The following is a 25,500-nucleotide window of genomic DNA, read 5'->3' on the forward strand; positions in this document are numbered from 1 at the left end:
GAGGGGTGATGAGCGACAAGCCCGGCATCCCCCGCGTGGACCTGCCCGCCGATGCCCGCCTGGACACCCTGGCGGTGCGTGAGGGCCTGCCCGCCACGCCCTGGGGGGAGAACTCCGAGGCGCTCTTCCTCACCAGCAGCTTCGTGCACCCGGACGCCGCCACCGCGGCCGCGCGTTTCGCCAACGAGGAAGAGGCCTTCGTCTATACCCGCTTCACCAACCCCACCACGATGATGATGGAGCGGCGTCTGGCGGCCCTGGAAGGGGCGCAGGCCTGCATCGCCACCTCCAGCGGCATGGCGGCCATCCTGTTGCTCGTGATGGGCCTGCTCAAGGCGGGCGACCACATCATCTGCTCGCAAAGCGTCTTCGGCTCGACCATCAAGCTGCTGGGCGGCGAGATGGCCAAGTTCGGTGTCGAGACCACCTTCGTCTCGCAGACCGACGTGACCCAGTGGCGTGCGGCGCTCAAGCCCAACACGAAGCTGCTGTTTGCCGAGACGCCCACGAACCCGCTCACCGAGGCCTGCGACATCGCCGCGCTGGCCGAGATCGCCCACGGTGCCGGCGCCTGGCTGGCCGTGGACAATTGCTTCTGTTCGCCGGCCCTGCAGCAGCCCATCCAGTGGGGTGCCGACTTCGTCATCCACTCCGGCACCAAGTACCTCGATGGCCAGGGCCGCGTGATCGCCGGGGCCGTGTGCGGACCCCAGGCCGAGATCGAGGGCAGGCTCGTACCCTTGATGCGCAGCGCCGGCATGTGCCTGTCGCCCTTCAACGCATGGGTGGTGCTCAAGGGGCTGGAGACGCTGTCCATCCGCATGAAGGCGCAGAGCGAGCGGGCCCTGGCGCTGGCGCAATGGCTGGAGACGCACCCGCAGGTCGAGCGCGTCTACTATCCCGGCCTGGCCTCGCATCCGCAGCACGAGCTGGCGATGCGCCAGCAGAACGGGCTGGGCGGGGCGGTGCTGTCCTTCATCGTGAAAGGCCAAGCCCAGGGCGGGCCCGAACGGGCACGCCGCAACGCCTTTCACGTGATCGACAGCACCCGCATCTGCTCGATCACCGCCAACCTCGGCGACACCAAGACCACCATCACCCATCCGTCCAGCACCTCGCACGGACGCCTGAGCGAAGACCAGCGCCTGGCGGCCGGCATCACCCAGGGCCTGATCCGCGTGGCTGTGGGCCTGGACGATGTCGAAGACCTGAAGGCCGACCTGCTGCGCGGCCTGGACACTCTGACCGCATGACCCAAGTCCGCACCCGCTTCGCCCCGTCCCCGACGGGCTTCATCCACCTGGGCAACATCCGCTCGGCACTCTACCCCTGGGCCTTCGCGCGGGCCAACCAAGGTGTGTTCATCCTGCGCATCGAGGACACCGATCTCGAGCGCTCCTCCCAGGCTGCTGTCGATGTCATTCTCGAAGGGATGAAATGGCTGGGTCTGGACCCGGACGAAGGTCCGTACTTCCAGATGCAGCGCATGGACCGTTACAAGGCCGTGATCTCGCAGATGCTGGAACAGGGCCTGGCCTACCGCTGCTACATGACCCCGGCCGAGCTGGACGCGCTGCGCGAGCGCCAGATGGCCGCCAAGCAAAAACCCCGCTACGACGGCACCTGGCGCCCCGAGCCCGGCAAGACTCTGCCGCCCGTGCCCGAGGGGGTGCAACCGGTGATCCGGTTCAAGAACCCCATCGGTGGAGCCGTGGTGTGGGACGACAAGGTCAAGGGCCGCATCTCGATCAGCAACGACGAGCTCGACGACCTGGTGATCGCCCGGCCCGACGGGACGCCGACCTACAACTTCTGCGTGGTGGTGGACGACATCGACATGGGCATCACCCATGTCATCCGTGGCGACGACCATGTGAACAACACGCCGCGCCAGATCAACATCTTCCGTGCGCTCGGCCAGGAGCCGCCGGTCTATGCCCATCTGCCCACCGTGCTGAACGAGCAGGGCGAGAAGATGAGCAAACGCAACGGCGCCAAGCCCGTGACGCAGTACCGCGACGAAGGCTACCTGCCCGACGCGATGATCAACTACCTCGCGCGCCTGGGCTGGAGCCATGGCGACGACGAGATCTTCACGCGCGAACAGTTCCTGCAGTGGTTCGACCTCGACCACCTGGGCAAGAGTGCCGGCCAGTTCGACGAGGCCAAGCTGCGCTGGGTGAATGCGCAGCACCTCAAGATGACCGAGGACGTGAAACTCGTGCCGCTGGTGCGTGAGCAGCTCGCGCGCCTGGGCTTGCATGCCGGCGATGATGCGGCCCTGGCCCGCATGTGCGGGCTCTTCAAGGACCGTTGCAGCACCACGGTGGAACTGGCGCAGTGGCTGGCGATGTACTTTGCGCCGGTGCAACCCGCTCCCGGAGACCTGGCCGCCCACGTGACCGAGGCCGTGAAGCCCGCGCTGCAAACCCTGCGCGACAAGCTCACCACGGTGGCGTGGGAGAAGGCGGCCCTCCAACAGGCCATCAAGGACAGCATCGCCGCCCATGGCCTGAAGATGCCGCAACTGGCCATTCCCGTGCGCGTGCTGGTGTGCGGCCGGACCCAGACACCGTCGATCGATGCGGTGCTCGAACTCTTCGATCGTGAGACCGTGCTCGAGCGCTTGCACATCTGAGAATTTTCGTTATATACTTTCGGTCTCGCTTGAACGGCGCGACGCAAACAGAAATCAGCAATGGTTTCTGGCACCTCGATGGGGGTATAGCTCAGCTGGGAGAGCGCTTGCATGGCATGCAAGAGGTCAGCGGTTCGATCCCGCTTACCTCCACCAACTCTGGTGGCGCGCGGTTCAAGTCGGCGAAGATTTCAGTCCCCTTCGTCTAGAGGCCTAGGACACGACCCTTTCACGGTTGTAACAGGGGTTCGAATCCCCTAGGGGACGCCAAGTTTGGCGGTGCTTGTCGCAGCAATGCGAGAAACCCGCTACCGACGCGGAGTGGTAGTTCAGTCGGTTAGAATACCGGCCTGTCACGCCGGGGGTCGCGGGTTCGAGTCCCGTCCACTCCGCCAATTTCTTTCACGGGCTGATTCTTCGGAATCAGCCCGTTTCGTTTTTTGAATCTGGGTCCGTCGGTCTCATCGACGGGCTCATCGCTCGTCCCATTCGTCCCAATCCTTGCGCGTTGTCTGCAGGGCTTGCTGCCGTTGAGCCGATCGGCTCTTGCGATGCGCCCCCGCCTTGCGCTGCTGTGCCGGCGCCACCAGCGGGTTGCGGGGCTTGGGGGCGGGGATGTGCAGCTTGCGCTTGCGCTGCGAGGTCATGGCTTCGCCGTGGACTGCACCTGGTCGATCACCGTCTTGGCGGCACGGAAGCCTTCGATGGCAGCGGGAAAGCCGCAGTAGAGGGCCGAGTGCAGCAGCATCTCCTTCAGTTCCTCGACCGTGACGCCGTTGTTCAGCGCACCGCGCACGTGGCCTTCGAGTTCCTGGCGCTTGCCCAGGGCCACGAGCATGGCCACGGTGATCATGCTGCGCGTCTTCGGGTCCAGGCCGGGGCGGGGCCACACGGTGCCCCAGGCCAGCGAGGTGACGAGTTGCTGCAACTCGGCGTGGAAGTCGTCGGCATTGGCAAAGGCACGCTCGACGAAGTCAGGGCCCATCACGCGTTGGCGCATGGCCAGGCCGTCGCGAAAGGCATCGCGGCTGAGGTTGAGCGTGAGGTCGGCGGTGCTGGGGTCGGGGATGTGGCTCATGGTGCAAGGAAATCGGCGGCTCAGGGCGCCGATTCTCGCTCAGACCCTGAGGGCCCGACCTGGGGCTTTCCGCGCGGGATCAGGCTGGTGACGAGGGCGGTGCCCACCAGGACGCAGCCGGCCAGCATGGCCGACGTGACGGCTTCGTCCAGGAAGCCCCAGCCCCGCAGCACCGCAAAGGCCGGGATCAGGATGGTCATGGTGATGGGATGGGTGGGCCCCACGCGGCCCATCAGTCGGAAGTAGAAGCAGAGGATATAGGCCAGGCCCGTGCACACCAGGGCCACCGGGCCGAAGGGGCCGGCGGCCAAGCGCATGAAGAGGAAGAACGCGCCCCAGAGGCGGCCAGGAGGACGAGTTCGGTGAGATCGCGGGGCTTCATGCGGCCAGCACCCGTTCGAGGCGAAGCAGCGCGACCTTGCGTTCCAGGCCGCCGGCGTAGCCGATGAGGCGGCCGTCGCTGCCCACGATGCGGTGGCAGGGCACGAGGATGGACACCGGATTGCGTCCCACGGCCGCGCCCACGGCGCGCACGGCCTGCGGGCGGCCGATGCGTTCGGCCAGGCTGCGGTAGCTGAGCGTGTGCCCCTGGGGCACCTTCAGCAAGGCCCGCCAGACCTCGCGCTGGAAAGCAGTGCCATGCAGGTCCAGGGGCAGGTCACAGCGCAAGGTGCCGTTGCGCCAGTAGTCGGCCAGGATGGCTTCGACCGCTTGCAGCAATGGGTCGTCGTCACGCAGCGGCGCGTCCAGGGCCTCCGGGGTGTCCTTCTGACCTTCGGCGAACCACAGGCCGGCCAGGCCGGCGTCGGTGCGTGCCGCCCAGATCGTGCCGAGGGGGGAAGGCCAGAGGCGCTGCGCGGTGTAGGGGATGTTCACGGCGATGGTTGTGCAATGGGGTGGATGCGTCGATCTGTCCGTGCAGACGATAGCGGCGGCGAAGGGGCCTGGGCCGGGTCGAGCCAGGCCCATAGCCGGATCACGGCATAGGCCCGCCAGGGGCGCCAGGCCTCGGCCAGTTGCTCGGCTTCGCGTACCGAGCACGGGCGCCCCAGCTGCTGCGACAGGGCCTTGAGCACGGCCACGTCGCCAGGCGGGAAGGCGTCGGGCCAGCCCAGTGCGCGCATCGCGATGTAGTGGGCCGTCCACGGCCCAACACCGGGCAGGGCTTGCAGGGCCTGCACGGCGGCGGGGACCGGGTGGGGTGCGCCCCCGAGGGTCGGGGCCCGCAGCAGCGGGCTCAGCGTGGGCCAGGCCCGGGCCAGCGCACCGATCGCTACGGCCCGTTGGCGCACCAGGCCCAGGCGGCCCAGGGCCTCAGGTGCTGCCTCGGCCAGGCGCTCGGGCCGGGGAAAGCAGCGCCGCACCTCGGGCCAGGGACTCTCGAGGGTCTCGCCGTAGGCGTCGACCAGCCGGGTGGCCAGTGTGCGCGCAGCGGCCACCGTGACCTGCTGCCCCAGCACGGCACGCACGGCCAGCTCGAAGGGATCGAGCGCGCCGGGCAGGCGCATGCCGGGGTGGGGGAGGTCCTTCAGGCGGGCATCGACCTGCTCGGGTAGGGCGTCGAGGTCGAGCCAGCGGCGCACGGCCGGCAGCAAGGTGCTGCTGGCAGCCACCAGCGCAGGTGAGAGTTGAAGCTCGACCCGGGCGCGAGGCACATCGAAGCGCACGGCCAGCCAGCCGCTGAGCCAGCGGCCGACCTGGGTGGGGTGGGGCCATTGCAGGCTGCGGCGCCAGCCCCCGGGTGCCGGCGCTTCGACACCGGGAAGGGCCCGCTGCGCCAGGAAGGCCCACAGTGCGGCCAGGTCGTGAGGCGGCCGGTAGGCCAGGCGCAGCACCGGCCCTTGGGGTTCGGGGGCCGCCAGGCGCTGGCGCCGCAGCTCGGTGGGCTGCAGGCGGTAGTGGTCGGCGAAGGTGGCGTGGAAGCGCCGCAGGCTGCCGAAACCGCTGGCCAGGGCCACGTCGGTCACTGGAAGGTCGGTGTCGGTGAGCAGCTGCTTGGCCAGCAGCAGGCGGCGGGTCTGCAGATACTGCAGCGGGGTGACCCCATGCTCGGCCTGGAAGATGCGGCGCAGGTGACGGTCACTGATGCCCAGGCTTTGGGCCAGCCGGGACACGGGGGCCCCGTCAGGCAGGCCAGCCTGGGCGTCGAGCCAGGCAGCGGCCTGGCGGGCCAAGGTGCGCGAGGCATCCATCACCGTCCAGGCCAGGCGCTGGCCCGGTGCCACTTCCGGCCGGCATTTCAGGCAGGGACGGAAGCGCGCCGCCTCGGCCTGGGCTGCGCTTTCGAAAAAGCGGCAGTTGCGCTGCAGCGGCGTGCGCACGCGGCAGACCGGGCGACAGTAGATGCCCGTGGATGTCACGCCCACGAACAGGCAACCATCGAAGCGCGCATCGCGCGATTGCAAGGCGGCGTAGGCGGCATCGTGATCCAGCATGCGGCCATTATCGGCGTGTGAGGCGGCCGGGCTCGCCGTTTCCGGACATCTCGTCGAAGGCCCCGCCGGCGCTCCCTACAATGGACGCTTCGATCAGACCGCAGCGAAGGAACTCCCGTGCAGCCAGCCGCATCGATCTTCAAGGCTTATGACATCCGTGGCATCGTCGGGACCACCCTGGACGAGACTGTGGCCGAGCACCTGGGCCGGGCCTTTGGCACGGAGGCGCGAGCGATCGGCGAAAAGGCGGTGGCGGTGGGCCGTGACGGGCGCGTGTCGGGCCCGTTGCTGTCGGCAGCGCTGATCCGGGGGCTGCGTTCCACGGGCGTCGATGTCATCGACCTGGGCGCTGTGACCACGCCGATGAGCTACTACGTGGCCGCCACGCGCGGCGACCAGGGCTGCCATTCCAGCATCCAGGTGACGGGCAGCCACAACCCGAAGGACTACAACGGCTTCAAGATGGTGCTGGCCGGGCGCGCCATTTACGGCGACGAGATCCAGGGCCTGCGCCGCCGCATGGAGGCCGAGGACTACGTGCAAGGCGAGGGCGCGCTGCAGAGGCTGGACGTGCTGCCCGAGTACACCCGGCGCATCGCGGGCGACGTGACGCTGGCCCGTCCGATGAAGATCGTCGTCGATTCCGGCAACGGCATCCCGGGCGCTTCGGCGCCGGGCATCCTGCGCGCCCTGGGCTGCGAGGTGATCGAGCTCTATTCCGAGGTGGACGGCGACTTCCCCAATCATCACCCCGATCCGTCCAAGCCCGAGAACTTGGCCGACCTGATCGCCGCCGTGCGCGAGCATGGGGCTGAGCTGGGCCTGGCGTTCGACGGCGACGGCGACCGCCTGGGGGTGGTCACGCGCGACGGCCACAACATCTACCCTGACCGCCAGATGATGCTCTTCGCGCGCGACATCCTGCAGCGCAACCCCGGCGCGACCATCATCTACGACGTCAAGTGCAGCCAGCGCCTGGCACAGGTGATCCGCGAGGCCGGCGGCGTGCCGATGATGTGGAAGACCGGCCATTCGCTCGTCAAGGCCAAGCTGCGTGAAACCGGTGCACCCTTTGCCGGCGAGATGAGCGGACACGTCTTCTTCAAAGAACGCTGGTACGGCTTCGATGACGCCACCTACACGGCAGCACGGCTGCTGGAGATCCTGAGCCGCCATGAGGACCCGAGCGCCGTGCTCGATGCACTGCCCACCAGCCACAGCACGCCCGAGCTCAACATTGCCTGTGCCGAGGGTGAGCACCATCGCCTGATCGAGCAATTGCGCAAGACGGCCCGCTTCGAGGGCGCGCGCGAGGTGGTCGACATCGACGGCTTGCGCGCCGAGTACGACGATGGCTTCGGCCTGGTGCGGGCTTCCAATACCACGCCGGTGCTGGTGCTGCGCTTCGAGGGCCACACGCCCGAAGCCCTGGATCGCATCCGCGAGCAGTTCCTGGCTGCGGTGCGCCATGTGAAGCCCGATGCCCGCATCGGCGGGGCAGCGCATTGACCGAACCGGCGCTTCGCTGCTCCGAACGCTGGGCCCGGCAGGCCTATGCGGCAGCGATGTGGCTGCTGCAGCCGCTGTATCTGGCCCGGCTGTGGTGGCGCGCCCGCCATGAGCCGCTCTATCGACACCGGCTGGCCGAGCGCTTCGGCTGGTACGACGGCCCGCCGGTGTCTGCGGGGGCGGTGTGGCTGCATGCGGTCTCCCTGGGTGAGACGCGGGCGGCCGCGGGGCTGGTCCAGGCCCTGAGGGCGGCTCGCCCGGGGCTGCGCCTGCTGCTCACCCATGGCACGGCTACCGGACGCGAGGCCGGGCAGGCCCTGCTGCAGCCGGGCGACCGCCAAGTCTGGCTGCCGTACGACACGCCCGGCGCGGTCGCGCGTTTTCTGGCCCATCATCGCCCCGCCCTGGGTCTGTTGATGGAGACCGAGATCTGGCCCAACCTCCAGCAAGCCGCTGCCCGCTTGGGCGTGCCAATGGTGCTGGTCAATGCCCGCCTGAGCGAACGCAGCCTGCGGCGCGGCCATCGTCTGGGCGCCCTGATGCGACCGGCGGCACGCAGCCTGCGGCTCGCGCTGGCGCAGACCGAGGACGACGCCGTGCGCCTGCGCGAGGCTGGTGTCGTGCGGGTCGAGGTTTGCGGGAATCTGAAGTTCGATATGGCGCCACAACCCTCGTTGCTGGCCCTGGGACGTGCCTGGCGCTCGGCCTGGGAAGCGGGCTCACCGCGGCCGGTGGTCCTGGCGGCCAGCACGCGCGAGGGCGAGGAGGCTGCCTTGCTGCATGCCTGGCAGGCCTTGCCATGGCCGCGGCCGCTGCTGCTGCTGGTGCCGCGGCATCCGCAGCGCTTCAGGGAGGTGGCGGCCTTGGTGGAGTCGGCCGGACTGGGCCTCGTGCGGCGCTCGCAGTGGGGCACGGCGATGCCCGAGGCGGCGGTCGGCCGGGCCGACGTGTGCCTGGGCGACAGCCTGGGAGAGATGCCGGCGTACTATGCCGCGGCCGACGTGGCGCTGCTGGGCGGCAGCTTCGAGCCGCTGGGAGGGCAGAACCTGATCGAGGCTGCCGCCTGCGGCTGCCCCCTCGTGATGGGGCCTCACACTTTCAACTTCTCCGAGGCGGCCGAACTGGCCCTGCAGGCGGGAGCGGCCTGCCGTGTCGAGACCCTGGCACAGGGCGTTCCCAGGGCGGCGGCCCTGGCGATTTCCGGCGCACAGCGAGATGCGATGGCGGTGCGGGCCAGCCGCTTTGCCGCCGCGCATCGAGGTGCCGCCAAGCGCATGGCCGAGCGCGTGCTCGACCTGCTGCCGCCTGCGATGCCGCTCAGCGCGCCAGCAGACCGTTGATGGCCCCCAGATCCTCGGGGGAGAGCACGCCAGCGGCCTGGCGCAGCCGCAGGCTGCCCACCAGCACGTCGTAGCGTGCACGGGCCAGGTCCCGTTGGGTCGAGAAGAGCTGGGTCTGGGCGTTGAGCACGTCCAGGTTGACCCGCACACCGACGCGGTAGCCCGTCTGTGTGGCCTCCAGTGCCAGCTTGGAGGAGGCTTCCGCCGCTTCCAGCGCCCGCACCTGGGCCTGCAGCGACTGCACGCCCAGGTAGGCCTGGCGGGTGCCCAGCGAGGCGCTGCGCCGTGCCGCCTCCAGGTCGTTGCGGGACTTTTCCTCCAGCGAAAGCGTCTCCTTCACGCGGTTCTGGACTGCAAAGCCTGCGAACAGCGGCAGGTTGAGCTGCACGCCCACGCTGGCGGTGCTGCTGTTGCCGGCGGTGCGCTGGGCTTCAAAGAGCGAGCCGCTGTTGCGATTGCGCGCCAGCGTGCCCACCAGGTCCACCGTGGGCAGATGCCCGGCGCGAGCCTTGTCGGTCTCCAGCCGGGCGATCTCGTAGGCCAGGGCCGCCCGCCGGACGTTGGGTGATTCCAGCGCAAGCGCCACCCAGGCTTCGGGGTCGGCCGGGGTCAGCGTGGGCAGGGCAACCGGCGTGGCCAGCGGCTGCGGCGTGACGCCGCTGCGGCCCACGAGCTGGTCCAGCGCAAGCTGGCGGGTACGCAGCTCGTTTTCGGCCGCCAGTTCCTGGGCGCCAGCCAGGTCGAAGCGGGCCTGGGCTTCACGGGTGTCGGTGATCGTGGCCGTGCCGACCTCGAAGTTGCGTCGCGCCGAGGCCAGTTGCTCGGCGATCGCCGTCTTGTTGGCCCGCGCGGTGTTGAGGGCGTCCTGAGCCGCCAGCACGTTGAAATAGGCCTGGGCCACCCGCACGATCAGGTCCTGTTCCGCATTGGCCAGCTCGGCGCGCGAGATCTCCAGCGCTTTGTCGGCCTGGTCGATGCTCACCCCATTGCTGCGGTTGAACAGAGGCTGGCGTGCCTGCAGAGCGAGCTGATGGGCCGTGCCCGAGAGATCCGGGCCCTGGGGCGGATCGCTCTCGGTGCGCGTGCTCGACGCTCCCACGCCCACGGTGGGCAGCCGCAGCGCACCGGCCTGCGCAGCGCGGAACTCGGCCGATTCGGCCTGGGCGCGGGCCGCCAGGTAGGTGGCATCGTATTGCCGGGCGGCCTCGTACACCTCCACCAGGCTCTGGGCACCGGCCCCCATGGTCCACAGCAGGCTCAGCCCGAGCACGAACGGGCGCAGTCGGGACAGGCGGCGTGCCGTGGCGGCGGCCACGCAGGTCGGGCGCAGGGGCATGGAGGGTCCTTGTCGTTGCGGAGGGTCAGAAGCTGAACCGGGAGGGCTCGTCGAAGCCTTGCAGGCGCGGGGCCACGGTGTCGAAGATCTCGACGCTGTGGAACTCGTGTTCACCGGTGCGGGTGACGATGACCGCGCGCATCACCGGTTCCTGGCCGACGATGGCGGCGAGCCGTCCGCCGATCTTGAGCTGCGACAGCAGTTGTTGCGGCACCTGGGCCACCGAACCCGAAGCCAGGATGGCATCGAAGGGCCCCTCGGCCAGCGTGAGCTTGGAGCCGTCGGCATGGCGCACTTCGGCATTGTGGATGGCGGCGCGGCGCAGGTTGTCGGCCGCCATGCGGGCCAGTTCGGGATGGATCTCCAGCGTCAGCACGCGCTGGGCCTTGTGAGCCAGCAAGGCGGCCATGTGGCCCGAGCCGGCGCCAATCTCCAGCACCTTCTCGTGCTTGCCGATCGCCAGCTCCTGCAGCAGCCGGGCCTCGACCTTGGGCTGCAGCATGCACATGCCCCGGGCGCCGCCCTCCAGCAGAGGGATTTCCATGTCGACGAAGGCCAGGGACCGGTATGCCGCAGGCACGAAGTCCTCGCGGCGCACCACCGACAGCAGTGACAGCACCGACGGATCCAGCACCTCCCAGGGGCGGATCTGCTGCTCGATCATGTTGAAGCGGGCTTGTTCGATGTTCATGGACGGGTCCTTGCCGGGACGATGCTGGGGAAGATCCGGATTTTATTTCGGCACCGCAGAGGCGTCCGCCCCGGCGGGCAGGCTGGGCCGGCCGAGCTTGCGCCGGATCCAGGCGGCCAGGTCGTCGAGGTAGCAGTAGATGACCGGCACGACGACCAGCGTCAGCAATGAGGAGGTGACCACGCCGCCGATGACCGCCTGGCCCATCGGTGCGCGCTGCTCGGCTCCTTCGGACAGGGCGAAGGCCAACGGCACCATCCCGAAGACCATGGCCAGCGTGGTCATCAGGATGGGGCGCAGGCGCACGCGCGCGGCCATCATCAGGGCGTCTTCGCGGCCGAGCGGGCGGCCGTCCAGCCCCTCGGCGCCATGGCCCTCGCGGGCCCGGTTGGCGAAGTCCACCAGCAGGATCGCGTTCTTGGTCACCAGGCCCATCAGCATGATCACGCCGATGATCGAGAACATGTTCAGCGTCGAGCCGAACACCAGCAAGATGAGCACCACGCCGATGAGCGTGAGCGGCAGCGAGGACATCAGCGCGATGGGCTGCACGAAGCTCTTGAACTGCGAGGCCAGGATCATGTAGATGAAGATCACGGCCAGTCCCAGCGCCGACAGCGCGTAGGCGAACGATTCCTGCATGTCGCGCGTGGAGCCGCCGAAGCTGATCCGGTAGCCTGCCGGCAGCGAGAGACCCTCGATGGCGCGGCGGATGTCGGCCGACACCTCGCCCAGTGAGCGTCCCGACACGTTCGCGGTGATCTCGACCTCGCGGCGCAGGTCGCGCCGGTTGATCTGGCTCGCTCCGACCGAGGGCACGAGATCGGCCACCTGCGACAACCGCACGATGCGTGCGCTGCCGTCGGCGTTCTGGCCCACGGCCAGGCCCAGGGCCGCCAGATCCTCGGCCTGCTGACGCGCCTGTGGCGCCAGTCGCACCTTCACGTCGTAGCTCTCGTCGTCCTCGGCACGCCAGTTGCCCACCGTCTGGCCGGCCACCAGGGCCCGCAAGCTGGCGGTGATCGCCCCCACGCTCAGGCCCAGGTCGGAGGCGGCCTCCCGGTGCACCTGCACATCCACCGTGGGCTTGTTGGGCTTCATGCTGGTGTCCAGGTCCACCAGGCCGGGGATGGTGCGCAGGCGTTCGAGCAGAGCTTGCGTTTGGCGCTGCAGCTCTTGCAGGTCATTGCCCTGCAGCGACAGTGAGATGGGCTTTTGCCCGCCGACCGCGTCGAGCAGCCCCACCTGGGTGACGGTGATGCCGGGCACTGCCGCCAGACGCTCGCGCAGCGGGATCGACATCTGATCGACATTGCGTTCGCGCTGATCGCGCTCGACCAGCTTTACGTAGAGGCTGGCCTGGTTCTTGTCGGGGGCCGATCCGGTGTTGATCGTGGCCACCGTGTAGCGCACCTCGGGGAACTCGCGCAAGATGGCATCGACCTGCCGCACCTTGGCCTCGGTGGCCTCCAGCGAAGAGCCTGCGGGCGTGTAGAAGCTCACATTGGTTTCACCGAAGTCGGCCCTGGGCACGAACTCGGTGCCCAGCAGCGGCACCAGGGCGAAGCTCGCCACCAGGCTGGCGACGGCGATGCCCATCGTGGCAGCCTTGTGCCGCAGCGACCAGGCCAGGATGTGCTGGTAGGCCTCACCCAGACCGTGGGAGAAACGATCCACCGCTCCCGTCAGCCGGCCCAGCGTGCGGTCGTACAGGCTCTTGCGCCCATCGCTGCGGGGCATCACCGCCGGGTCGTGCCACACGCTGGAGAGCATCGGGTCGAGCGTGAAACTCACGAACATCGAGATCATCACGGCCGCGACCATCGTGATGCCGAACTCGTGGAAGAACTTGCCGATGATGCCGCCCATGAAGCCGATGGGCAGGAACACGGCCACGATGGACAAGGTGGTGGCCAGCACGGCCAGGCCGATCTCGTTGGTGCCGTCCAGCGCCGCCTCCCGCGGGCCCTTGCCCATCTGCATGTGGCGCACGATGTTCTCGCGCACGACGATGGCGTCGTCGATCAGCAGACCCACGCAAAGGCTCAGCGCCATCAGCGTGACCATGTTGATCGAGAAGCCGAAGGCATGCATCACGCCGAAGGTGCCGATCAGCGCGATGGGCAGCGTCAGGCCGGTGATGACGGTGGAGCGCCAGGAATTCAGAAAGAGGAAGACGATGGCCACCGTGAGCACCGCGCCCTCGATCAGCGTCTGGCGCACGTTCTTCACCGCCACTCGGATGGGCCGCGAGCTGTCGCTGACGACCTCCAGGGCCATGCCCCGGGGCAGCTCGCCGCGCAGCTCCTCCACCACGCGGTTCAGTCCGTCGACCACCTCGATGGTGTTCTGCCCCTGGGCCTTGAGCACGGTGAGCGCCAGGGTGCGCTGCCCGTTGTACAGCGCCAGCGTCTCGATCTCCTGCGGGCCGTCGACGATCTCGGCCACCTGGCCCAAGGTCACCGGCACGCTGCCGCCAGGGCCGCGCCGTGCCACGATGATCCGGGCGAAGTCCTCGGGGCGCTGGATGCGGGCATGGATCTGGACCACGCGCTCGGACTCACGCGAGCGCAGGGCGCCGACGGGCAGGTCGCGGTTCTCGGTGCGCACGGCATTGACGACCTGCTCCACCGTGACTCCCAGCGCCTCCATCGCCTGAGGTCGCAGGTAGACATTGATCTCGCGGCGGACCTCCCCCACCAGCGAGACCGAGCCCACTCCCGGCACGTTCTCCAGGCGTTTCTTGAGCGTCTGGTCGGCGTAGGTGCTCAGCTCCAGCGCGTTGCGCGAGCCGTCCGGCGAGGTCAGGGCGAGGATGTAGACCGGCCGGCCCGAAGGGTCGAAGCGCAGTACCCGCGGTTCCTCGACCTCGTCGCGCAGGGAAGGGCGCAGGATCGAGATTTTTTCGCGCACGTCGTCGGCGGCACGGCGGTCGTCCACGTCGAGGTTGAACTCGATGATCACCACCGAGCGGCTGTCATAGGAGCGCGAGTACAGCTTCTTGATGCCGGCGATCGAGTTGACGGCCTCCTCGACCTTGCGCGTCACCTCGGTCTCGACGATCTCGGGTGAGGCGCCGGGATAGTCGACCTGGACCACCACGATGGGGAACTCGATATCGGGGAACTGGTCGACCTTGAGCCGCTGGTATGAGAACAGGCCCAGCACGACGAAGGCCAGCATGACCATCGTGGCCATCACCGGGTTGCCGATCGAGACGCGGGTGAACCACATGCGGGTCGGCGCCTCAGCGTTGCGGGGCTGGCGCCGCGGCGGTCACCCGTGCGCGCACGCCGTTGCGCACAGCACCGACCGAGCCGGCCAGCACGCGCTCGCCCTCGGCCAGGCCGGCACGGATCTCCACGATCGGCTCGCCGGTGGCAGACTGCCCCGACTCGCCGACGACCACCTCGCGCAGCTCGATCCGGTCGTCGCGCAGCACCAACACATAGGGCCGTGCCTGGTCACGGCGCAGCACCGATTCGGGCACGGCCAGCGCCTGTCGACGCATGAGTTCGATCTGGCCGGTGGCAAACAGGCCCTGTCGCAGGGCGGGATGGGCCTGCACGGCCAGGTAGACCGGCACCGCGCGGGTGCCGGGTTGGGTGCTGGGGTTGATGCGCACCACCGTGGCGTCCAGGGTCTCGTCGAGGCCGTCCACACGCAGGAGAGCGTGCGCACCCGGGCTCAGCCCGACGACCTCCTCCGCGCGCACGGCGGCTTCCAGCTCCAGGCGCGAGAGGTCGACGATCTCGACGATGCGGGCATCCACGCCGACACGCTCGCCCGGCTGGACGGCACGCACCGACACCTGGCCGGCGATCGGCGCACGCAGCACCGTGTCGTCCAGCGCCTTGCGCGCCAGATCCACGCCGGCCTGCGCCTGCTGCACGGCGGCTCGGGCTGCGGCTGCGTTCGAGATCGATGTCTCCAGCGCATAGCGCGAGATGAAGCCCTGGTCCACCAGCGCACGGTTGTTCGCCAGCGTGCGTTCGGCGATCTCGGCCTGGGCCAGCGCGGACGCGGCCTGTTCCTGTGCCTGTCGCAGGCGGGCGGCGTACTCGGTGGGATCGATCCGCCCCAGGATTTGGCCGGCACGCACCGCCTCGCCCTCGCGCACCGTCAGCTCGCGCAACTCGCCGGCGACCTTGGCCTTGACCTGGGCGGTCCGCACCGCCTTGAGTCCTCCGGATATCGCCACGCTGCGGCTCAGTTCACGGCGTTGCACCTCCACCAGGTCGGATGGCGCCAGCTCCACCAGCGACACGGCGGCCGAGGCGGGGGCCGTCTGCGCGAGCGACTGGCGCGCCTTGACCGCGCGGATCACGCCCAGGACCAGGCCGAGCAGCAGCAGGCCCAAGATCAGCCAGGGCAGAGTGCGTCGAATGAAGCGGTTCATCGAAAGGTGCCGGATCAAGACGACGTCCCGGTGCGGCACAGGCCGTGCAGCATCAGGTCGATGTGGTTGAGGATGAAGGCCCGCGGATCCTGCGTGGCCATGTCACCGGAGCAGGCACCGACGGAATGCTTGTGCAGGCACAGCATGAGCATCGGGAAGATCAGCGCGTGGACCGTGTCCTCCAGCGGCACCGGACGGAACTCGCCGCGATCGATGCCACGTTGCAGCAGGGCCTTGAGCAACCGTCGTCCCGGCTCGATCACCTCGGCGGCATAAAACTGAGCAAACTCCGGGAAGTTGCGCACCTCGGTGATGATGAGCTTGAAGATGCCCGAGGCCTGTGTCTCCCCGACCCGCTCCCACCAGCTCATCGCCAGCACACGCAGCAACTCGTCGGTCGGGCCGGGGAACTGCGCCGCCAGGTCGCCGCCTTGCGCGATCGTCAGCGACAGGTTGTGGCGGATCACGGCCTTGAGCAGCTCCTCCTTGCTGGGGAAGTAGAGGTAGACGGTGCCTTTGGACACACCCGCGCGGCTGGCGACATCTTCCATCTTGCTGGCCGCAAAGCCCCGCTCGACGAAGACCTCGAGGGCCGCGTCCAGGAGCTCCTGGGGGCGGGCTTCCTTGCGGCGCTTGCGGGTCGGCTCGGCAGGGGGGCGGACCGCGGGGGTGGATGTGGGCATGGCGAAATACTGACTCTCGAGTCAGTAATGTAGCCCCCCGGCGCAGGTGGGTCAAGCCGGCGGCGTCGCGCTGACTGTCCGTGCGTCCGCCCGACACCGCTATGATGCCGGGCTGTCCGATGGAGGGTTCAAGGGAAGGGGTCGGTCTTGGAGTTCGAGCTGCTGTGGAAGGCCGCCCTGATGGGCCTCGTCGAAGGACTCACGGAGTTCCTGCCCATTTCCTCCACCGGTCATCTCATCCTTGCCGGATCGCTGCTGGGTTGGACCGGCGAGAAGGTCAAGGTCTTCGAGGTTGCGATCCAGGTTGGCGCGATCCTGGCCGTGTTGTCGGTCTATGCCGTCAAGCTGCGCGAGGTGGCCCTGGGCCTGCCCCGGGGCGAGCCGAGCGCACGCCGGTTCGTCGTGAACATGCTGCTGGGTTTTGCGCCAGCCGCGACGATGGGGGTGCTCTTTGCCGACCTCATCAAGGGGGTGCTGTTCAACCCGATCGTCGTGGCCCTGGGCTTCATCGTGGGCGGGTTCGTCATCCTGTGGGCCGAGCGCTGGCAGCGCGACGGCCGGCACGTGCGCATCCATGAGGCCGACGAGGTGGGCTGGCGCGATGCTCTCCAGGTCGGGCTGGTGCAGTGCCTGGCGCTCATCCCCGGCACCAGCCGCTCCGGGGCCACGATCATCGGCGGCATGCTGCTGGGCCTGTCGCGCAAGGCGGCCACGGAGTTCAGCTTCTTCCTCGCCATCCCGATGATCGTGGGAGCTGCCGTCTACGACCTCGCACGTCACCGGCATCTGCTGTCGGCCTCCGATCTGCCCTGGTTCGCGGTGGGGCTGGCGGTGGCGTGGCTGTCGGCCTGGCTGTGCGTGCGCTGGCTGCTGCACTTCGTCGCACGTCACAGCTTCGTGGTCTTTGCCTGGTACCGAATCGCCTTCGGCCTGCTCGTGCTGGGTACCGCCTGGGCCGGCTGGGTGGACTGGCGGGCCTGAGCGGCGCAGGGGCAGGGGCGCTGTCAGAGGCGCGTGAACACCAGGTCCCATACGCCATGTCCCAGGCGCAGGCCGCGTTGCTCGAACTTGGTCAGCGGGCGGTAGCTTGGGCGAGCGGCGTAGCCGGCGGCGGTGTTGCGCAAGGCCGGTTCGGCGCACAGGACCTCCAGCATCTGCTCGGCATAGGGCTGCCAGTCGGTGGCGCAATGCACATAGCCGCCGGCGGCCAGCCGCGAGGCCAGCAGGGCCACCAGCGGCGGTTGGATGAGCCGGCGCTTGTGATGGCGTTTCTTGTGCCAGGGGTCGGGGAAAAAGACATGCACGCCGGCCAGGCTGCTCGGGGCGATCATGTGCCGCAGCACGTCCACGGCGTCGTGCTGGACGATGCGTACATTGCTCAGCCCTCGCTCGCCGATGCGCTTGAGCAGCGCGCCCACGCCGGGCTCGTGCACCTCGCAGCCGAGGAAGTTCGTGTCGGGCAGGGTTTGGGCGATCTGGGCCGTGGCCTCGCCCATGCCGAAGCCGATTTCCAGCACGGTCGGCGCGTCCCGTCCGAACGTGGCGGCCAGGTCCAGCGGTTCGGGCCGGTAAGGCAGCAAAAAGCGGGGCCCCCAGGTTGCGAAGGCGCGGGCCTGGGCCTCGGTGGTGCGTCCGCCGCGCTTGACGTAGCTGCGCACCCCGCGACGCAGGACCGGTGGGGCGTCGTCGGCGATTTCGGGCGGAGGGCAGGGGCTGGAGGCATTCATCGGGCCGGCATTCTAAGGGCCGGGCCCGGGCTCAGGCGGTGCCGGCCCTCGGCTGGGTGCTGAGCTTGAGCTTGCGGTAGATCGACTTGACGTGGTCGTTCACCGAGAACCAGCGGATGCCCAGCAACCCGGCGATCTCCTTGACCGTGAACCCCTTGCTGAGATAGGTGAGCACCTCATTCTCGCGCGGCGTCAGGCGTTCGCCCTCGGGCACTGGCTGGGCGACGTCCAGCGGGGTGCGGCCGGAATCCCCGAACTGGGAACTGCTGAAGCCGGTTTCGCGGAAGTGCGTGAGCAGCCGCCGCGCGATCGCCGGTGACAGCGGCGGCTGGCCGCGCACGATGCGCTGCAGTTCCTCCACCAGCACCTCGAAGCGGTCTTCCTTGAGGAGATAACCATCAGCGCCATGCTGCAGGGCAGGGAAGAGGTGCTCGTCATCCGCATAGAGCGTGGTCACCACCTTGAGGGCCGGATGCTCGGCGATCTCGCCCAGCAGGTCCAGGCCGCTGCCGTCGGGCAGCTCGAGGTTGAGCAGCACCAGGCCAACCTGTGCCCCCTCCTGCGACAGGACACGGCGCGCGCCGTGCAGGTCGCCTGCCTCGCGGATGTCCAGCGGATCGCTGAAGCTGTCGCGCACCACCCGGGCCAGGAAGCCCCGGGTCATCGGGTTGTCTTCGACGATCAGCACAGGGATGGCCATGGCGCGCGCAAACGAGGCGAAAGGACGGGCGCCATGGTAGCCCAGGCCGCGGCCGGGCCCCACCCTCGGAATGGAGGGTCAGGCCGGGTTGGTCAGCACGAGCTTGCCCCGCACCTGCCTTGAGGCCATCAGCTCGAAGGCGCGGGGCAGTTCGGTCATGGCCAACTGGTGCTCGATCACGGGGCGGATCCTGCCCTGCGCATACCAGGCGGCCAGCTCGGCCAGCGCCCGGGCGTTGCGCTCGGGCTCGCGGCGCGCAAACTCACCCCAGAACACGCCCACGATGGACGCCCCCTTCAGCAGCGCCAGGTTCAGCGGCAGCGACGGGATGGTCCCTTGCGCAAAGCCGATCACCAGGTAGCGTCCGCGCCAGCCGATGGAGCGGAAGACCGGTTCGGCCAGGTCACCCCCCACCGGGTCGTAGACCACGTCGGGCCCTTGGCCCCCGGTCAGGGCCTTGATTTCCTCGCGCAGGTTGGCGGTGCCGTAGTTGATCGTGGCGTCGGCGCCGATCTCGCGGCACAGCGCGCATTTTTCGTCGGACGACGCCGCTGCGATCACGCGGGCACCCGCAGCCTTGGCGATCTGGATGGCTGCCGTACCTACGCCCCCGGCGGCGCCCAGCACCAGCACCGTCTCGCCGGGTCGCAGCGCGGCGCGGTCCATCAGGGCGTGGTGGCTGGTGCCGTAGGTGCACAGGAAGGCAGCGGCATCGGGGAAGCTGAAGCCCGACGGCAGCGGCAGGATCAGAGAAGCCGGCACCGTGGCATGGGTGCCGAAGCCGCCCAGCCCGCCAAAGGCGGCCACGGCATCGCCGGGCTTCAGGTGCGTCACGCCCTCACCCACGGCGTCCACCACGCCGGAAAACTCCGACCCCGGCACGAAAGGCAGGGGCGGCTTCATCTGGTACTTGTTCTGCACGATCAGCAGGTCCGGGAAGTTCAGGCTGGCCGCGCGGATGGCCACCCGCACCTCCCCCTTCTTCGGCTCGGGCGTGGGCACTTCCTTCCAGGTGAGGGCCTGCGGGCCGATGGGGTTGTCGCAGATCCAGGCATGCATGTCGTGTCTCCTTCGATGAACCGGGGCGCGGCCATCATAAGCACGTCCGCGCGCCGGTCGCGTCACCGAGGCGACGTGTCCCTACAATCCTTGCCATGCGCATCCTGATTGCCAACGACGATGGCTATCTCGCCCCCGGCCTGCAGGCTCTGGTCGAGGCCTGCCGGGACCTGGGCGAGGTCGACGTGGTCGCGCCCGAGCAGAACGCCAGCGCCACGTCGAATGCTCTGACGATCCACCGCCCGCTGAGTGTGTTCACGTCCTCCCAGGGCTATCACGTGGTCAACGGCACCCCCTCGGACTGCGTGCACGTCGCGCTCACTGGCATCCTTGCGCACCGGCCGGACCTGGTCGTCTCGGGCATCAACAACGGGGCGAACTTGGGCGAGGACACGCTGTACTCCGGCACCGTGGCCGCGGCGATGGAAGGCTATCTGTTCGGCATCCCGGCCATCGCCTTCTCCCTGGTCGACAAGGGTTGGCATCACCTCGGCACGGCCGCCCGCGTGGCCCGAGAGCTGGTGCAGCAGGCCCTGACGCGCCCGCTGACTCCGGGGCCTTATCTGCTGAGCGTGAACATTCCCAACCGCCCCTACGAAGCGCTCACGGGCCGCGAGATCTGCCGTCTCGGGCGGCGCCATGCCAGTGCGGGTGTGATCCGGCAGGCCAACCCCCGCGGTGAGCCGATCTACTGGATCGGTCCGGCCGGCGATGCGCGCGAGGCTGGCGAAGGCACAGATTTCCATGCCATTGCACAAGGTCGAGTCTCGATCACGCCCTTGCAGTTTGATCTGACAGACCACGCGGCGGCGCCGGCGTGGCGCCGGTGGCTGGCGGAGGGCGGATGAGGCGGGCACGCCATTTCCCGCTCAGCCTGGACCGGCTGACCCGTGACAAGGCCCCCGCGCCCCGTGCGGCCGACGGTCTGCTGCGCCCCCAAGGGCCCGTGCAGGCCGCGGCGCAAGACCAGCGCCGCCAGGCGACCCCGGCAGGGCTGGGCCTGGACTCCGACCTGGTGCGCCGTCGCATGGTCGAACGCCTGCGGGCCCAGGGTGTGCGCGACGAGCACGTGCTGGCGGCCATGCTGCAGGTGCCGCGCCACCGGTTCGTCGATTCGGCCCTGGCCAACCAGGCCTACGAGGACACCAGCCTGCCAATCGGGCTGCAGCAGACCATCTCCAAGCCCTCGGTGGTGGCGCGCATGATCGAGCTGATGTCCGGCGGGCGAGCGCCGGCGGCCCTCGGCCGGGTGCTCGAGATTGGCACCGGCTGCGGCTACCAGGCGGCGGTGCTGAGCCTGGTGGCGCGTCAGGTCGTTTCGGTGGAGCGCTTGCGGCCCCTGCATGACAAGGCCCGTGAACTTCTGGCCCCCTTGAGGCGTCACAACTTGCGCTTGGTGTATGGTGACGGGATGCTCGGGCATGCCCCGAACGCCCCCTACGACGGCATCATCGCTGCCGCCGGGGGGGCGCACCTGCCTCAGGCCTGGCTCGACCAACTGGCCCCGGGCGGACGTCTGGTCGCCCCGATGGTCACGCCTTCAGGCGGCCAGATCCTCGTGCTGATCGAGCATCGCGACGGGCGCTACGTGCGCACCGAGCACGAGGCCGTCCACTTTGTCCCCTTAAAATCAGGCACGACCTGAGCACTCGAAAAGGAAGTCATGAGTTTCCGTCCCGCAGGCCGTTCGTGGAGGTTCCTGAGCGTGTGCGTGGGGGTGGCGCTGCTGCTGTCCGCCTGCGCCTCGCCCCGGCATCGAGCCCCGGTCGAGGAGCGCAATCTCACAGGGTCTGTCGGCGCGGTGACGGCCTCCAACAGCAATGCCGGGCCCGCCGCGCCTGCGGCTCACCCCAACGCCGGCCAGCCGGGCTACTACACCGTCAAGCCCGGCGACACCCTGATCCGCGTGGGCCTGGAGACCGGCCAGAGCTGGCGCGACATCATGCAATGGAACAACCTCGAGAACCCCAACGTTCTCGAGGTCGGCCAGGTGCTGCGCGTGGTGCCGCCGGCGGCCGATGCCACGGTCGCCGCCCCCAAGCCCATCAGCGTCGCACGGGTCGAGTCGCGTCCGCTCGATGCGCGTGCCCCGGCCCCCGCCGGATCGGCCCCGGCCAGCGCGACGCCGCCGGCAGCGGCCCCGGCCCCCGCCACTCCGGCGCAGCCGCCCACCGCGGCACCGGCGGCGCCGGGCCAGGCACGCGAGGTGGACGACATCCACTGGACCTGGCCGGCCGCCGGCTCGGTCATCGCCGGCTTCGACGAGGCACGCAACAAGGGCCTGGGCATCGCCGGCAAACCCGGTGACCCGATCTTTGCCGCCGCCGACGGCAAAGTGGTCTATGCCGGCTCGGGCCTTCGTGGCTACGGCAACCTCGTGATCGTCAAGCACAGCAACAGCTACCTCACGGCCTATGCCCACAATCAGGCCCTGCTCGTCAAGGAGGACCAGACCGTGCGGCGCGGTCAGAAGATCGCCGAGATGGGCTCCACCGATGCCGACCGGGTGAAGCTCCACTTCGAGATCCGCAAGGAAGGCAAGCCGGTCGACCCGGCTCGCTATTTGCCGCCACGCTGAAGACGCGCCACGGCCGCCGGAGAGCCCCCATGACCAGGAAGCGTGTCGAACCCAACGGACATGCCGAACCTGGGCGCGAGGGGCAGGCCGCGGCGGACGGGGAGGACGCACCGATCGTTCCTGAGCTGGCCGACGAGGTCTTGCCGCTGGCCGAAGGCCCCACCGATCGCGAGTTCGATGCCGGCGAGCCCGAGGTGGGCAACACCTTGCAGACCTACCTGCGCGAGATCCGCCGCACCCCGCTGCTGACCCCGGAGGAGGAGTTCGCCACCGCCACCCGGGCCCGCGAAGGCGATTTCCAGGCCCGACAAGCGATGATCGAGCACAACCTGCGCCTGGTGGTGAGCATCGCGAAGAACTACCTGGGGCGCGGCCTGCCGATGACGGACCTGATCGAAGAGGGCAACCTCGGACTGATGCACGCCATCGGCAAGTTCGAGCCGGAGCGGGGATTTCGCTTTTCCACCTATGCGTCGTGGTGGATCCGCCAGAGCATCGAGCGCGCGATCATGCACCAGGCCCGCCTGGTGCGCTTGCCGGTGCACGTGGTGCGTGACCTCAACCAGGTGCTCAAGGCGCGCCGCCAGATCGAGTCGCGCCAGGATCGGCTGGCCGACGGCGATCGCCCCGCCCGGGTGGAGGACGTCGCCGCGCTGCTGGGCCGGCCCGTGCAGGAAGTGGCCGAGCTGCTGAAGTTCGCCGAGACCCCGACCTCGCTCGATGCCCCGCTGGAACGCGATGCGTCGGAGTCGATGATCGACATGGTTGCCGACGAGCAGGCCACCGACCCGATGGGCCTGGCGCTGCACAACGAGGTCGAGCAGTTGCTCGAAACCTGGCTGGAGGATCTGAGCGAGCGTGAACGCGAGGTGCTGGCCGGCCGTTACGGGTTGCGCGACCGCGAGCCCGAGACCCTGGAAGTGCTGGCCGAGCGTCTGGGCCTCACACGTGAGCGCATCCGGCAGATCCAGCAGGAGGCGCTGGTCAAGCTCAAGCGCCGCATGATCCGACAGGGCGTGGACCGCGACTCCATCTTCTGACGGCCCGGCCCGGGCGGCGGCCGCGGGATAATCCGGGCCATGAGTGAAGTCAATGAATGGCTGCGCATCGAGTCGCTCGATCTCGAGGCGCAGGGCGTGGCGCACGATGCGCAGGGCAAGGTGGTGTTCGTCGAAGGTGCCTTGCCGGGTGAGGAGGTGCAGGTCCAGGTCCTGCGCCGCAAGAACCAGTGGGAACAGGCCACCGTCACGGCTTGGCGACGCCAGAGTTCCCAGCGCGTGAAGCCGCGCTGCCCCCATTTCGGCACCTGCGGAGGCTGCAAGATGCAGCACTTCCATGTGGCAGCCCAGGTGGCCGTCAAACAGCGGGTGCTGGAGGACAACCTGTGGCACCTGGGCAAGGTGCGGCCGCAACAGGTGCTGCGGCCGATTGAAGGCCCCTCCTGGGGCTACCGCTACCGGGCCCGCCTGTCGGTGCGTCATGTGCCCAAGAAGGGAGGGGTGCTCGTGGGCTTCCATGAGCGCAAGTCCAGCTACGTGGCCGACATGCGCCAGTGCGAGATCCTGCCGCCGCACGTCAGCGCCCTGCTGATCCCGCTGCGCGAACTGATTGCCGGGATGCGGGCCCGCGACCGTCTGCCGCAGATCGAGGTCGCCGTGGGCGATGCGGCGCAGCACACCGTCACCGCGCTGGTGCTACGCCATCTCGAACCCCTGGACGCGCATGACCTGGCCCGGCTGCGGGACTTCGCGCATGTGCATGGCGTCCAGTGGTGGTTGCAACCCAAGGGGCCCGACAGCGTCCATCTGCTGGACCCCGCCGACAGGCCCCTGGCTTACCGACTGCCGGAGTTCGGTGTCGACATGCCGTTTCGGCCCACCGACTTCACCCAGGTCAACCACCACATCAACCGCGTGCTGGTGGGCCGGGCGGTGCGCCTGCTGGACGTCCAGCCGCATGAGCGGGTCATCGACTGGTTCTGCGGCCTGGGCAATTTCACGCTGCCGCTGGCACGCCATGCACGCGAGGTGCTCGGCATCGAAGGCAGCGAAACCCTGGTGCAGCGCTCGCGCGAGAACGCGGTCCACAACGGCCTGGACGGGCGCGTCCGCTTCGAGGCGCGCAATCTGTTCGAACTCGAGGTGACCGATCTCCCACGCTACGGGTCGGCGCAGAAGTGGCTGGTCGATCCCCCCCGGGAAGGCGCGTTCGCGCTGAGCAAGGCCCTGGCCGACTGGCACCAGCGCCCGCAGACGGCACCGGACTTTCAACCTCCCCGGCGCATCGTGTACGTCTCGTGCAACCCCGCCACGCTGGCCCGCGATGCCGGGCTGCTGGTGCATCAGGCCGGCTACCGCTGTACCAGCGCCGGCGTGGTCAACATGTTCCCCCACACCGCCCACGTCGAGAGCCTGGCGGTGTTCGAGCGGGACTGACCGCGCACCTCCACGAAGCACACCCCGGAAAAGCCGACGGGGCCGCAAGAGGCCCCGTCGTCGTGTTGCTCACACACCGCGCCCCACGGGCGCGGCCGGTCTGTCACTCGCGTTCGCCGCCCAGCACGCCCAACAGGGCCAGCAGGTTCTGGAACACCATGTAGACGTTGATGTAGATGGACAGCGTGGCCGTCACGTAGTTGGTTTCGCCGCCATCGACGATGCGCTTGAGGTCATACAGCAGGTAGGCCGAGAACAGTAGCACCGCGATCGACGAGATCGTGAGCATCAGCGCAGGCATCTGCAGCCAGATGTTGGCCACGCTCGCCACAATGAGCAGGACCAGGCCGACCATCAGCCACTTGCCCATGCCCGACAGGTCGCGCTTGATCGTCGTGGCCAGGCTCGCCATGCCGAAGAACACCAAGGCAGTGCCGCCAAAGGCGGTCATGATCAACTGGGCCCCATTGGACAGGCCCAGCACCGCACCGATCAGGCGCGACAGCATCAGGCCCATGAAGAAGGTGAAGCCCAGCAGCAAGGCCACGCCCACGCCGGAGTTCTTGAACTTCTCGATCGCGAAGAAGAAGCCGAAGGCCACGGCCAGGAAGACCAGCAAGCCGACGAAGGGGCTGCCGGCGAAGAAGCTGAAACCGGTCGCCACGCCGATCCACGCCCCCAGCACCGTGGGGACCATCGACAGCGCAAGCAGCCAGTAGGTGTTGCGCAACACGCGGTTGCGCTGTTCGACCAGGACGGTCGAGCCGGTGTAGGCGGCATGCAGGCTTTCGTTCATCGAGCAGCTCCTCTCTGGGTCCAGGGGGTCACAGCGCACCGCGCGGGTGCGCCTGTCTTGGGACCGTCCCGAACGATTCTAGTTCCCTGCTGGGAG

Annotated in this window: 24 protein-coding genes and 3 tRNA genes; 13 read left to right on the forward strand and 14 right to left on the reverse strand. The window is 68.8% G+C overall.

Going from position 1 to position 25,500, the window contains the following annotated elements; all coding sequences use genetic code 11:
• Positions 1 to 8: 8 nt before the first annotated feature.
• The 5 genes from AC1ECW_RS08745 to AC1ECW_RS08765 all read left to right on the forward strand — a co-directional run bounded on the left by AC1ECW_RS08745 (position 9) and on the right by AC1ECW_RS08765 (position 3,033).
• On the forward strand, positions 9 to 1,253 hold the full coding sequence (locus AC1ECW_RS08745; RefSeq protein ID WP_481201639.1) for an O-succinylhomoserine sulfhydrylase: 1,245 nt from the start codon (positions 9 to 11) through the stop codon (positions 1,251 to 1,253).
• A complete protein-coding gene (gltX, locus tag AC1ECW_RS08750) occupies positions 1,250 to 2,638 on the forward strand; it encodes a glutamate--tRNA ligase (protein WP_481201640.1) in 1,389 nt (462 codons plus the stop codon). The genes AC1ECW_RS08745 and gltX overlap by 4 nt, the downstream gene beginning before the upstream one ends.
• An 80-nt stretch (positions 2,639 to 2,718) precedes the next feature.
• Positions 2,719 to 2,794, forward strand: a tRNA-Ala gene (locus AC1ECW_RS08755).
• A 38-nt stretch (positions 2,795 to 2,832) separates the two neighbouring features.
• Positions 2,833 to 2,908 (forward strand) — tRNA-Glu (locus tag AC1ECW_RS08760).
• A gap of 48 nt (positions 2,909 to 2,956) precedes the next feature.
• Positions 2,957 to 3,033, forward strand: a tRNA-Asp gene (locus AC1ECW_RS08765).
• 78 nt (positions 3,034 to 3,111) lie between these two features.
• Here AC1ECW_RS08765 and AC1ECW_RS08770 read toward each other — a convergent pair.
• The 5 genes from AC1ECW_RS08770 to AC1ECW_RS08790 all read right to left on the reverse strand — a co-directional run bounded on the left by AC1ECW_RS08770 (position 3,112) and on the right by AC1ECW_RS08790 (position 6,151).
• Positions 3,112 to 3,285, reverse strand: a complete 174-nt coding sequence (locus AC1ECW_RS08770) for a hypothetical protein (RefSeq protein WP_481201641.1) — start codon at positions 3,283 to 3,285, stop codon at positions 3,112 to 3,114.
• Positions 3,282 to 3,716 (reverse strand): carboxymuconolactone decarboxylase family protein, encoded by a 435-nt coding sequence (locus AC1ECW_RS08775; protein WP_481201642.1) that lies wholly within the window; start codon positions 3,714 to 3,716, stop codon positions 3,282 to 3,284. The genes AC1ECW_RS08770 and AC1ECW_RS08775 overlap by 4 nt, the downstream gene beginning before the upstream one ends.
• A 20-nt stretch (positions 3,717 to 3,736) precedes the next feature.
• A complete protein-coding gene (locus AC1ECW_RS08780; protein ID WP_481201643.1) occupies positions 3,737 to 4,033 on the reverse strand; it encodes a hypothetical protein in 297 nt (98 codons plus the stop codon).
• A gap of 61 nt (positions 4,034 to 4,094) precedes the next feature.
• Complete coding sequence (locus AC1ECW_RS08785) at positions 4,095 to 4,592, reverse strand: methylated-DNA--[protein]-cysteine S-methyltransferase (RefSeq protein WP_481201644.1); 498 nt, start codon at positions 4,590 to 4,592, stop codon at positions 4,095 to 4,097.
• Complete coding sequence (locus AC1ECW_RS08790) at positions 4,589 to 6,151, reverse strand: DNA-3-methyladenine glycosylase 2 family protein (protein ID WP_481201645.1); 1,563 nt, start codon at positions 6,149 to 6,151, stop codon at positions 4,589 to 4,591. Before AC1ECW_RS08790 ends, AC1ECW_RS08785 begins: the two co-directional genes overlap by 4 nt.
• A gap of 117 nt (positions 6,152 to 6,268) precedes the next feature.
• On the opposite strand from AC1ECW_RS08790, the gene AC1ECW_RS08795 reads away from it, so the two are divergent.
• Together AC1ECW_RS08795 and AC1ECW_RS08800 are read left to right on the forward strand one after the other, a co-directional pair.
• Positions 6,269 to 7,660, forward strand: coding sequence for a phosphomannomutase/phosphoglucomutase (locus tag AC1ECW_RS08795; protein WP_481201646.1), 1,392 nt, complete (start codon positions 6,269 to 6,271; stop codon positions 7,658 to 7,660).
• A 56-nt stretch (positions 7,661 to 7,716) separates the two neighbouring features.
• Positions 7,717 to 9,000: a 3-deoxy-D-manno-octulosonic acid transferase gene (locus AC1ECW_RS08800; protein ID WP_481201681.1), complete on the forward strand. Its 1,284-nt coding sequence runs from the start codon at positions 7,717 to 7,719 to the stop codon at positions 8,998 to 9,000.
• On the opposite strand, the gene AC1ECW_RS08805 is transcribed toward AC1ECW_RS08800, so the two are convergent.
• The 5 genes from AC1ECW_RS08805 to AC1ECW_RS08825 are packed head-to-tail and all read right to left on the reverse strand — an operon-like array spanning position 8,978 to position 16,109.
• The gene (locus AC1ECW_RS08805) at positions 8,978 to 10,336 is read right to left on the reverse strand and encodes a TolC family outer membrane protein (RefSeq protein WP_481201647.1); all 1,359 of its coding nucleotides are present in this window, start codon (positions 10,334 to 10,336) and stop codon (positions 8,978 to 8,980) included. The genes AC1ECW_RS08800 and AC1ECW_RS08805 overlap by 23 nt on opposite strands.
• Positions 10,337 to 10,361: 25 nt before the next feature.
• Positions 10,362 to 11,027: a protein-L-isoaspartate O-methyltransferase family protein gene (locus AC1ECW_RS08810; protein ID WP_409703859.1), complete on the reverse strand. Its 666-nt coding sequence runs from the start codon at positions 11,025 to 11,027 to the stop codon at positions 10,362 to 10,364.
• A 42-nt stretch (positions 11,028 to 11,069) separates the two neighbouring features.
• Positions 11,070 to 14,261, reverse strand: coding sequence for an efflux RND transporter permease subunit (locus AC1ECW_RS08815; RefSeq protein ID WP_481201648.1), 3,192 nt, complete (start codon positions 14,259 to 14,261; stop codon positions 11,070 to 11,072).
• Between the two features lie 13 nt (positions 14,262 to 14,274).
• A complete protein-coding gene (locus AC1ECW_RS08820) occupies positions 14,275 to 15,426 on the reverse strand; it encodes an efflux RND transporter periplasmic adaptor subunit (protein WP_409703863.1) in 1,152 nt (383 codons plus the stop codon).
• 14 nt (positions 15,427 to 15,440) lie between these two features.
• Positions 15,441 to 16,109: a TetR/AcrR family transcriptional regulator gene (locus tag AC1ECW_RS08825; RefSeq protein WP_409703865.1), complete on the reverse strand. Its 669-nt coding sequence runs from the start codon at positions 16,107 to 16,109 to the stop codon at positions 15,441 to 15,443.
• A gap of 147 nt (positions 16,110 to 16,256) precedes the next feature.
• Here AC1ECW_RS08825 and AC1ECW_RS08830 point away from each other — a divergent pair, with 147 nt between their 5' ends.
• Complete coding sequence (locus tag AC1ECW_RS08830; protein ID WP_481201649.1) at positions 16,257 to 17,090, forward strand: undecaprenyl-diphosphate phosphatase; 834 nt, start codon at positions 16,257 to 16,259, stop codon at positions 17,088 to 17,090.
• A 23-nt stretch (positions 17,091 to 17,113) separates the two neighbouring features.
• Here the strand turns inward: AC1ECW_RS08830 and trmB are convergent, their stop codons facing one another.
• From trmB to AC1ECW_RS08845, 3 genes are all read right to left on the reverse strand, one after another.
• Entirely contained in the window at positions 17,114 to 17,836 is a 723-nt protein-coding gene (gene trmB, locus AC1ECW_RS08835; protein WP_409703869.1) for a tRNA (guanosine(46)-N7)-methyltransferase TrmB, read from the reverse strand.
• Between the two features lie 31 nt (positions 17,837 to 17,867).
• Positions 17,868 to 18,536: a response regulator gene (locus AC1ECW_RS08840; protein ID WP_409703871.1), complete on the reverse strand. Its 669-nt coding sequence runs from the start codon at positions 18,534 to 18,536 to the stop codon at positions 17,868 to 17,870.
• A 78-nt stretch (positions 18,537 to 18,614) separates the two neighbouring features.
• On the reverse strand, positions 18,615 to 19,595 hold the full coding sequence (locus AC1ECW_RS08845; protein ID WP_409703873.1) for an NADPH:quinone oxidoreductase family protein: 981 nt from the start codon (positions 19,593 to 19,595) through the stop codon (positions 18,615 to 18,617).
• A 95-nt stretch (positions 19,596 to 19,690) separates the two neighbouring features.
• On the opposite strand from AC1ECW_RS08845, the gene surE reads away from it, so the two are divergent.
• The 5 genes from surE to rlmD are packed head-to-tail and all read left to right on the forward strand — an operon-like array spanning position 19,691 to position 24,608.
• Entirely contained in the window at positions 19,691 to 20,443 is a 753-nt protein-coding gene (surE, locus tag AC1ECW_RS08850) for a 5'/3'-nucleotidase SurE (protein ID WP_409703875.1), read from the forward strand.
• Positions 20,440 to 21,240, forward strand: a complete 801-nt coding sequence (locus AC1ECW_RS08855; protein WP_409703877.1) for a protein-L-isoaspartate(D-aspartate) O-methyltransferase — start codon at positions 20,440 to 20,442, stop codon at positions 21,238 to 21,240. The genes surE and AC1ECW_RS08855 overlap by 4 nt, the downstream gene beginning before the upstream one ends.
• Before the next feature lie 18 nt (positions 21,241 to 21,258).
• Entirely contained in the window at positions 21,259 to 22,173 is a 915-nt protein-coding gene (locus AC1ECW_RS08860) for a peptidoglycan DD-metalloendopeptidase family protein (protein WP_481201650.1), read from the forward strand.
• A 29-nt stretch (positions 22,174 to 22,202) separates the two neighbouring features.
• Positions 22,203 to 23,213 carry an RNA polymerase sigma factor RpoS gene (gene rpoS / locus AC1ECW_RS08865; protein WP_481201651.1) on the forward strand — a complete coding sequence of 337 codons (1,011 nt, stop codon included), beginning with the start codon at positions 22,203 to 22,205 and terminating at the stop codon, positions 23,211 to 23,213.
• A 39-nt stretch (positions 23,214 to 23,252) separates the two neighbouring features.
• A complete protein-coding gene (gene rlmD / locus AC1ECW_RS08870; RefSeq protein ID WP_481201652.1) occupies positions 23,253 to 24,608 on the forward strand; it encodes a 23S rRNA (uracil(1939)-C(5))-methyltransferase RlmD in 1,356 nt (451 codons plus the stop codon).
• 103 nt (positions 24,609 to 24,711) lie between these two features.
• Here the strand turns inward: rlmD and AC1ECW_RS08875 are convergent, their stop codons facing one another.
• Positions 24,712 to 25,404, reverse strand: coding sequence for a Bax inhibitor-1/YccA family protein (locus AC1ECW_RS08875; protein WP_481201653.1), 693 nt, complete (start codon positions 25,402 to 25,404; stop codon positions 24,712 to 24,714).
• Positions 25,405 to 25,500: the final 96 nt, after the last annotated feature.

Source organism: Caldimonas hydrothermalis, assembly GCF_056746695.1.

Excerpts from the sequence above, each read along its gene's own strand:
- AC1ECW_RS08745 (WP_481201639.1), top strand. The coding sequence starts at position 9 with ATGAGCGACAAGCCCGGCATCCCCCGCGTGGACCTGCCCGCCGATGCC.
- gltX (WP_481201640.1), top strand. The coding sequence starts at position 1,250 with ATGACCCAAGTCCGCACCCGCTTCGCCCCGTCCCCGACGGGCTTCATC.
- AC1ECW_RS08770 (WP_481201641.1), bottom strand. The coding sequence starts at position 3,285 with ATGACCTCGCAGCGCAAGCGCAAGCTGCACATCCCCGCCCCCAAGCCC.
- AC1ECW_RS08775 (WP_481201642.1), bottom strand. The coding sequence starts at position 3,716 with ATGAGCCACATCCCCGACCCCAGCACCGCCGACCTCACGCTCAACCTC.
- AC1ECW_RS08780 (WP_481201643.1), bottom strand. The coding sequence starts at position 4,033 with ATGCGCTTGGCCGCCGGCCCCTTCGGCCCGGTGGCCCTGGTGTGCACG.
- AC1ECW_RS08790 (WP_481201645.1), bottom strand. The coding sequence starts at position 6,151 with ATGCTGGATCACGATGCCGCCTACGCCGCCTTGCAATCGCGCGATGCG.
- AC1ECW_RS08800 (WP_481201681.1), top strand. The coding sequence starts at position 7,717 with ATGTGGCTGCTGCAGCCGCTGTATCTGGCCCGGCTGTGGTGGCGCGCC.
- AC1ECW_RS08805 (WP_481201647.1), bottom strand. The coding sequence starts at position 10,336 with ATGCCCCTGCGCCCGACCTGCGTGGCCGCCGCCACGGCACGCCGCCTG.
- AC1ECW_RS08810 (WP_409703859.1), bottom strand. The coding sequence starts at position 11,027 with ATGAACATCGAACAAGCCCGCTTCAACATGATCGAGCAGCAGATCCGC.
- AC1ECW_RS08815 (WP_481201648.1), bottom strand. The coding sequence starts at position 14,261 with ATGTGGTTCACCCGCGTCTCGATCGGCAACCCGGTGATGGCCACGATG.
- AC1ECW_RS08820 (WP_409703863.1), bottom strand. The coding sequence starts at position 15,426 with ATGAACCGCTTCATTCGACGCACTCTGCCCTGGCTGATCTTGGGCCTG.
- AC1ECW_RS08825 (WP_409703865.1), bottom strand. The coding sequence starts at position 16,109 with ATGCCCACATCCACCCCCGCGGTCCGCCCCCCTGCCGAGCCGACCCGC.
- trmB (WP_409703869.1), bottom strand. The coding sequence starts at position 17,836 with ATGAATGCCTCCAGCCCCTGCCCTCCGCCCGAAATCGCCGACGACGCC.
- AC1ECW_RS08840 (WP_409703871.1), bottom strand. The coding sequence starts at position 18,536 with ATGGCCATCCCTGTGCTGATCGTCGAAGACAACCCGATGACCCGGGGC.
- AC1ECW_RS08845 (WP_409703873.1), bottom strand. The coding sequence starts at position 19,595 with ATGCATGCCTGGATCTGCGACAACCCCATCGGCCCGCAGGCCCTCACC.
- surE (WP_409703875.1), top strand. The coding sequence starts at position 19,691 with ATGCGCATCCTGATTGCCAACGACGATGGCTATCTCGCCCCCGGCCTG.
- AC1ECW_RS08855 (WP_409703877.1), top strand. The coding sequence starts at position 20,440 with ATGAGGCGGGCACGCCATTTCCCGCTCAGCCTGGACCGGCTGACCCGT.
- AC1ECW_RS08860 (WP_481201650.1), top strand. The coding sequence starts at position 21,259 with ATGAGTTTCCGTCCCGCAGGCCGTTCGTGGAGGTTCCTGAGCGTGTGC.
- rpoS (WP_481201651.1), top strand. The coding sequence starts at position 22,203 with ATGACCAGGAAGCGTGTCGAACCCAACGGACATGCCGAACCTGGGCGC.
- rlmD (WP_481201652.1), top strand. The coding sequence starts at position 23,253 with ATGAGTGAAGTCAATGAATGGCTGCGCATCGAGTCGCTCGATCTCGAG.
- AC1ECW_RS08875 (WP_481201653.1), bottom strand. The coding sequence starts at position 25,404 with ATGAACGAAAGCCTGCATGCCGCCTACACCGGCTCGACCGTCCTGGTC.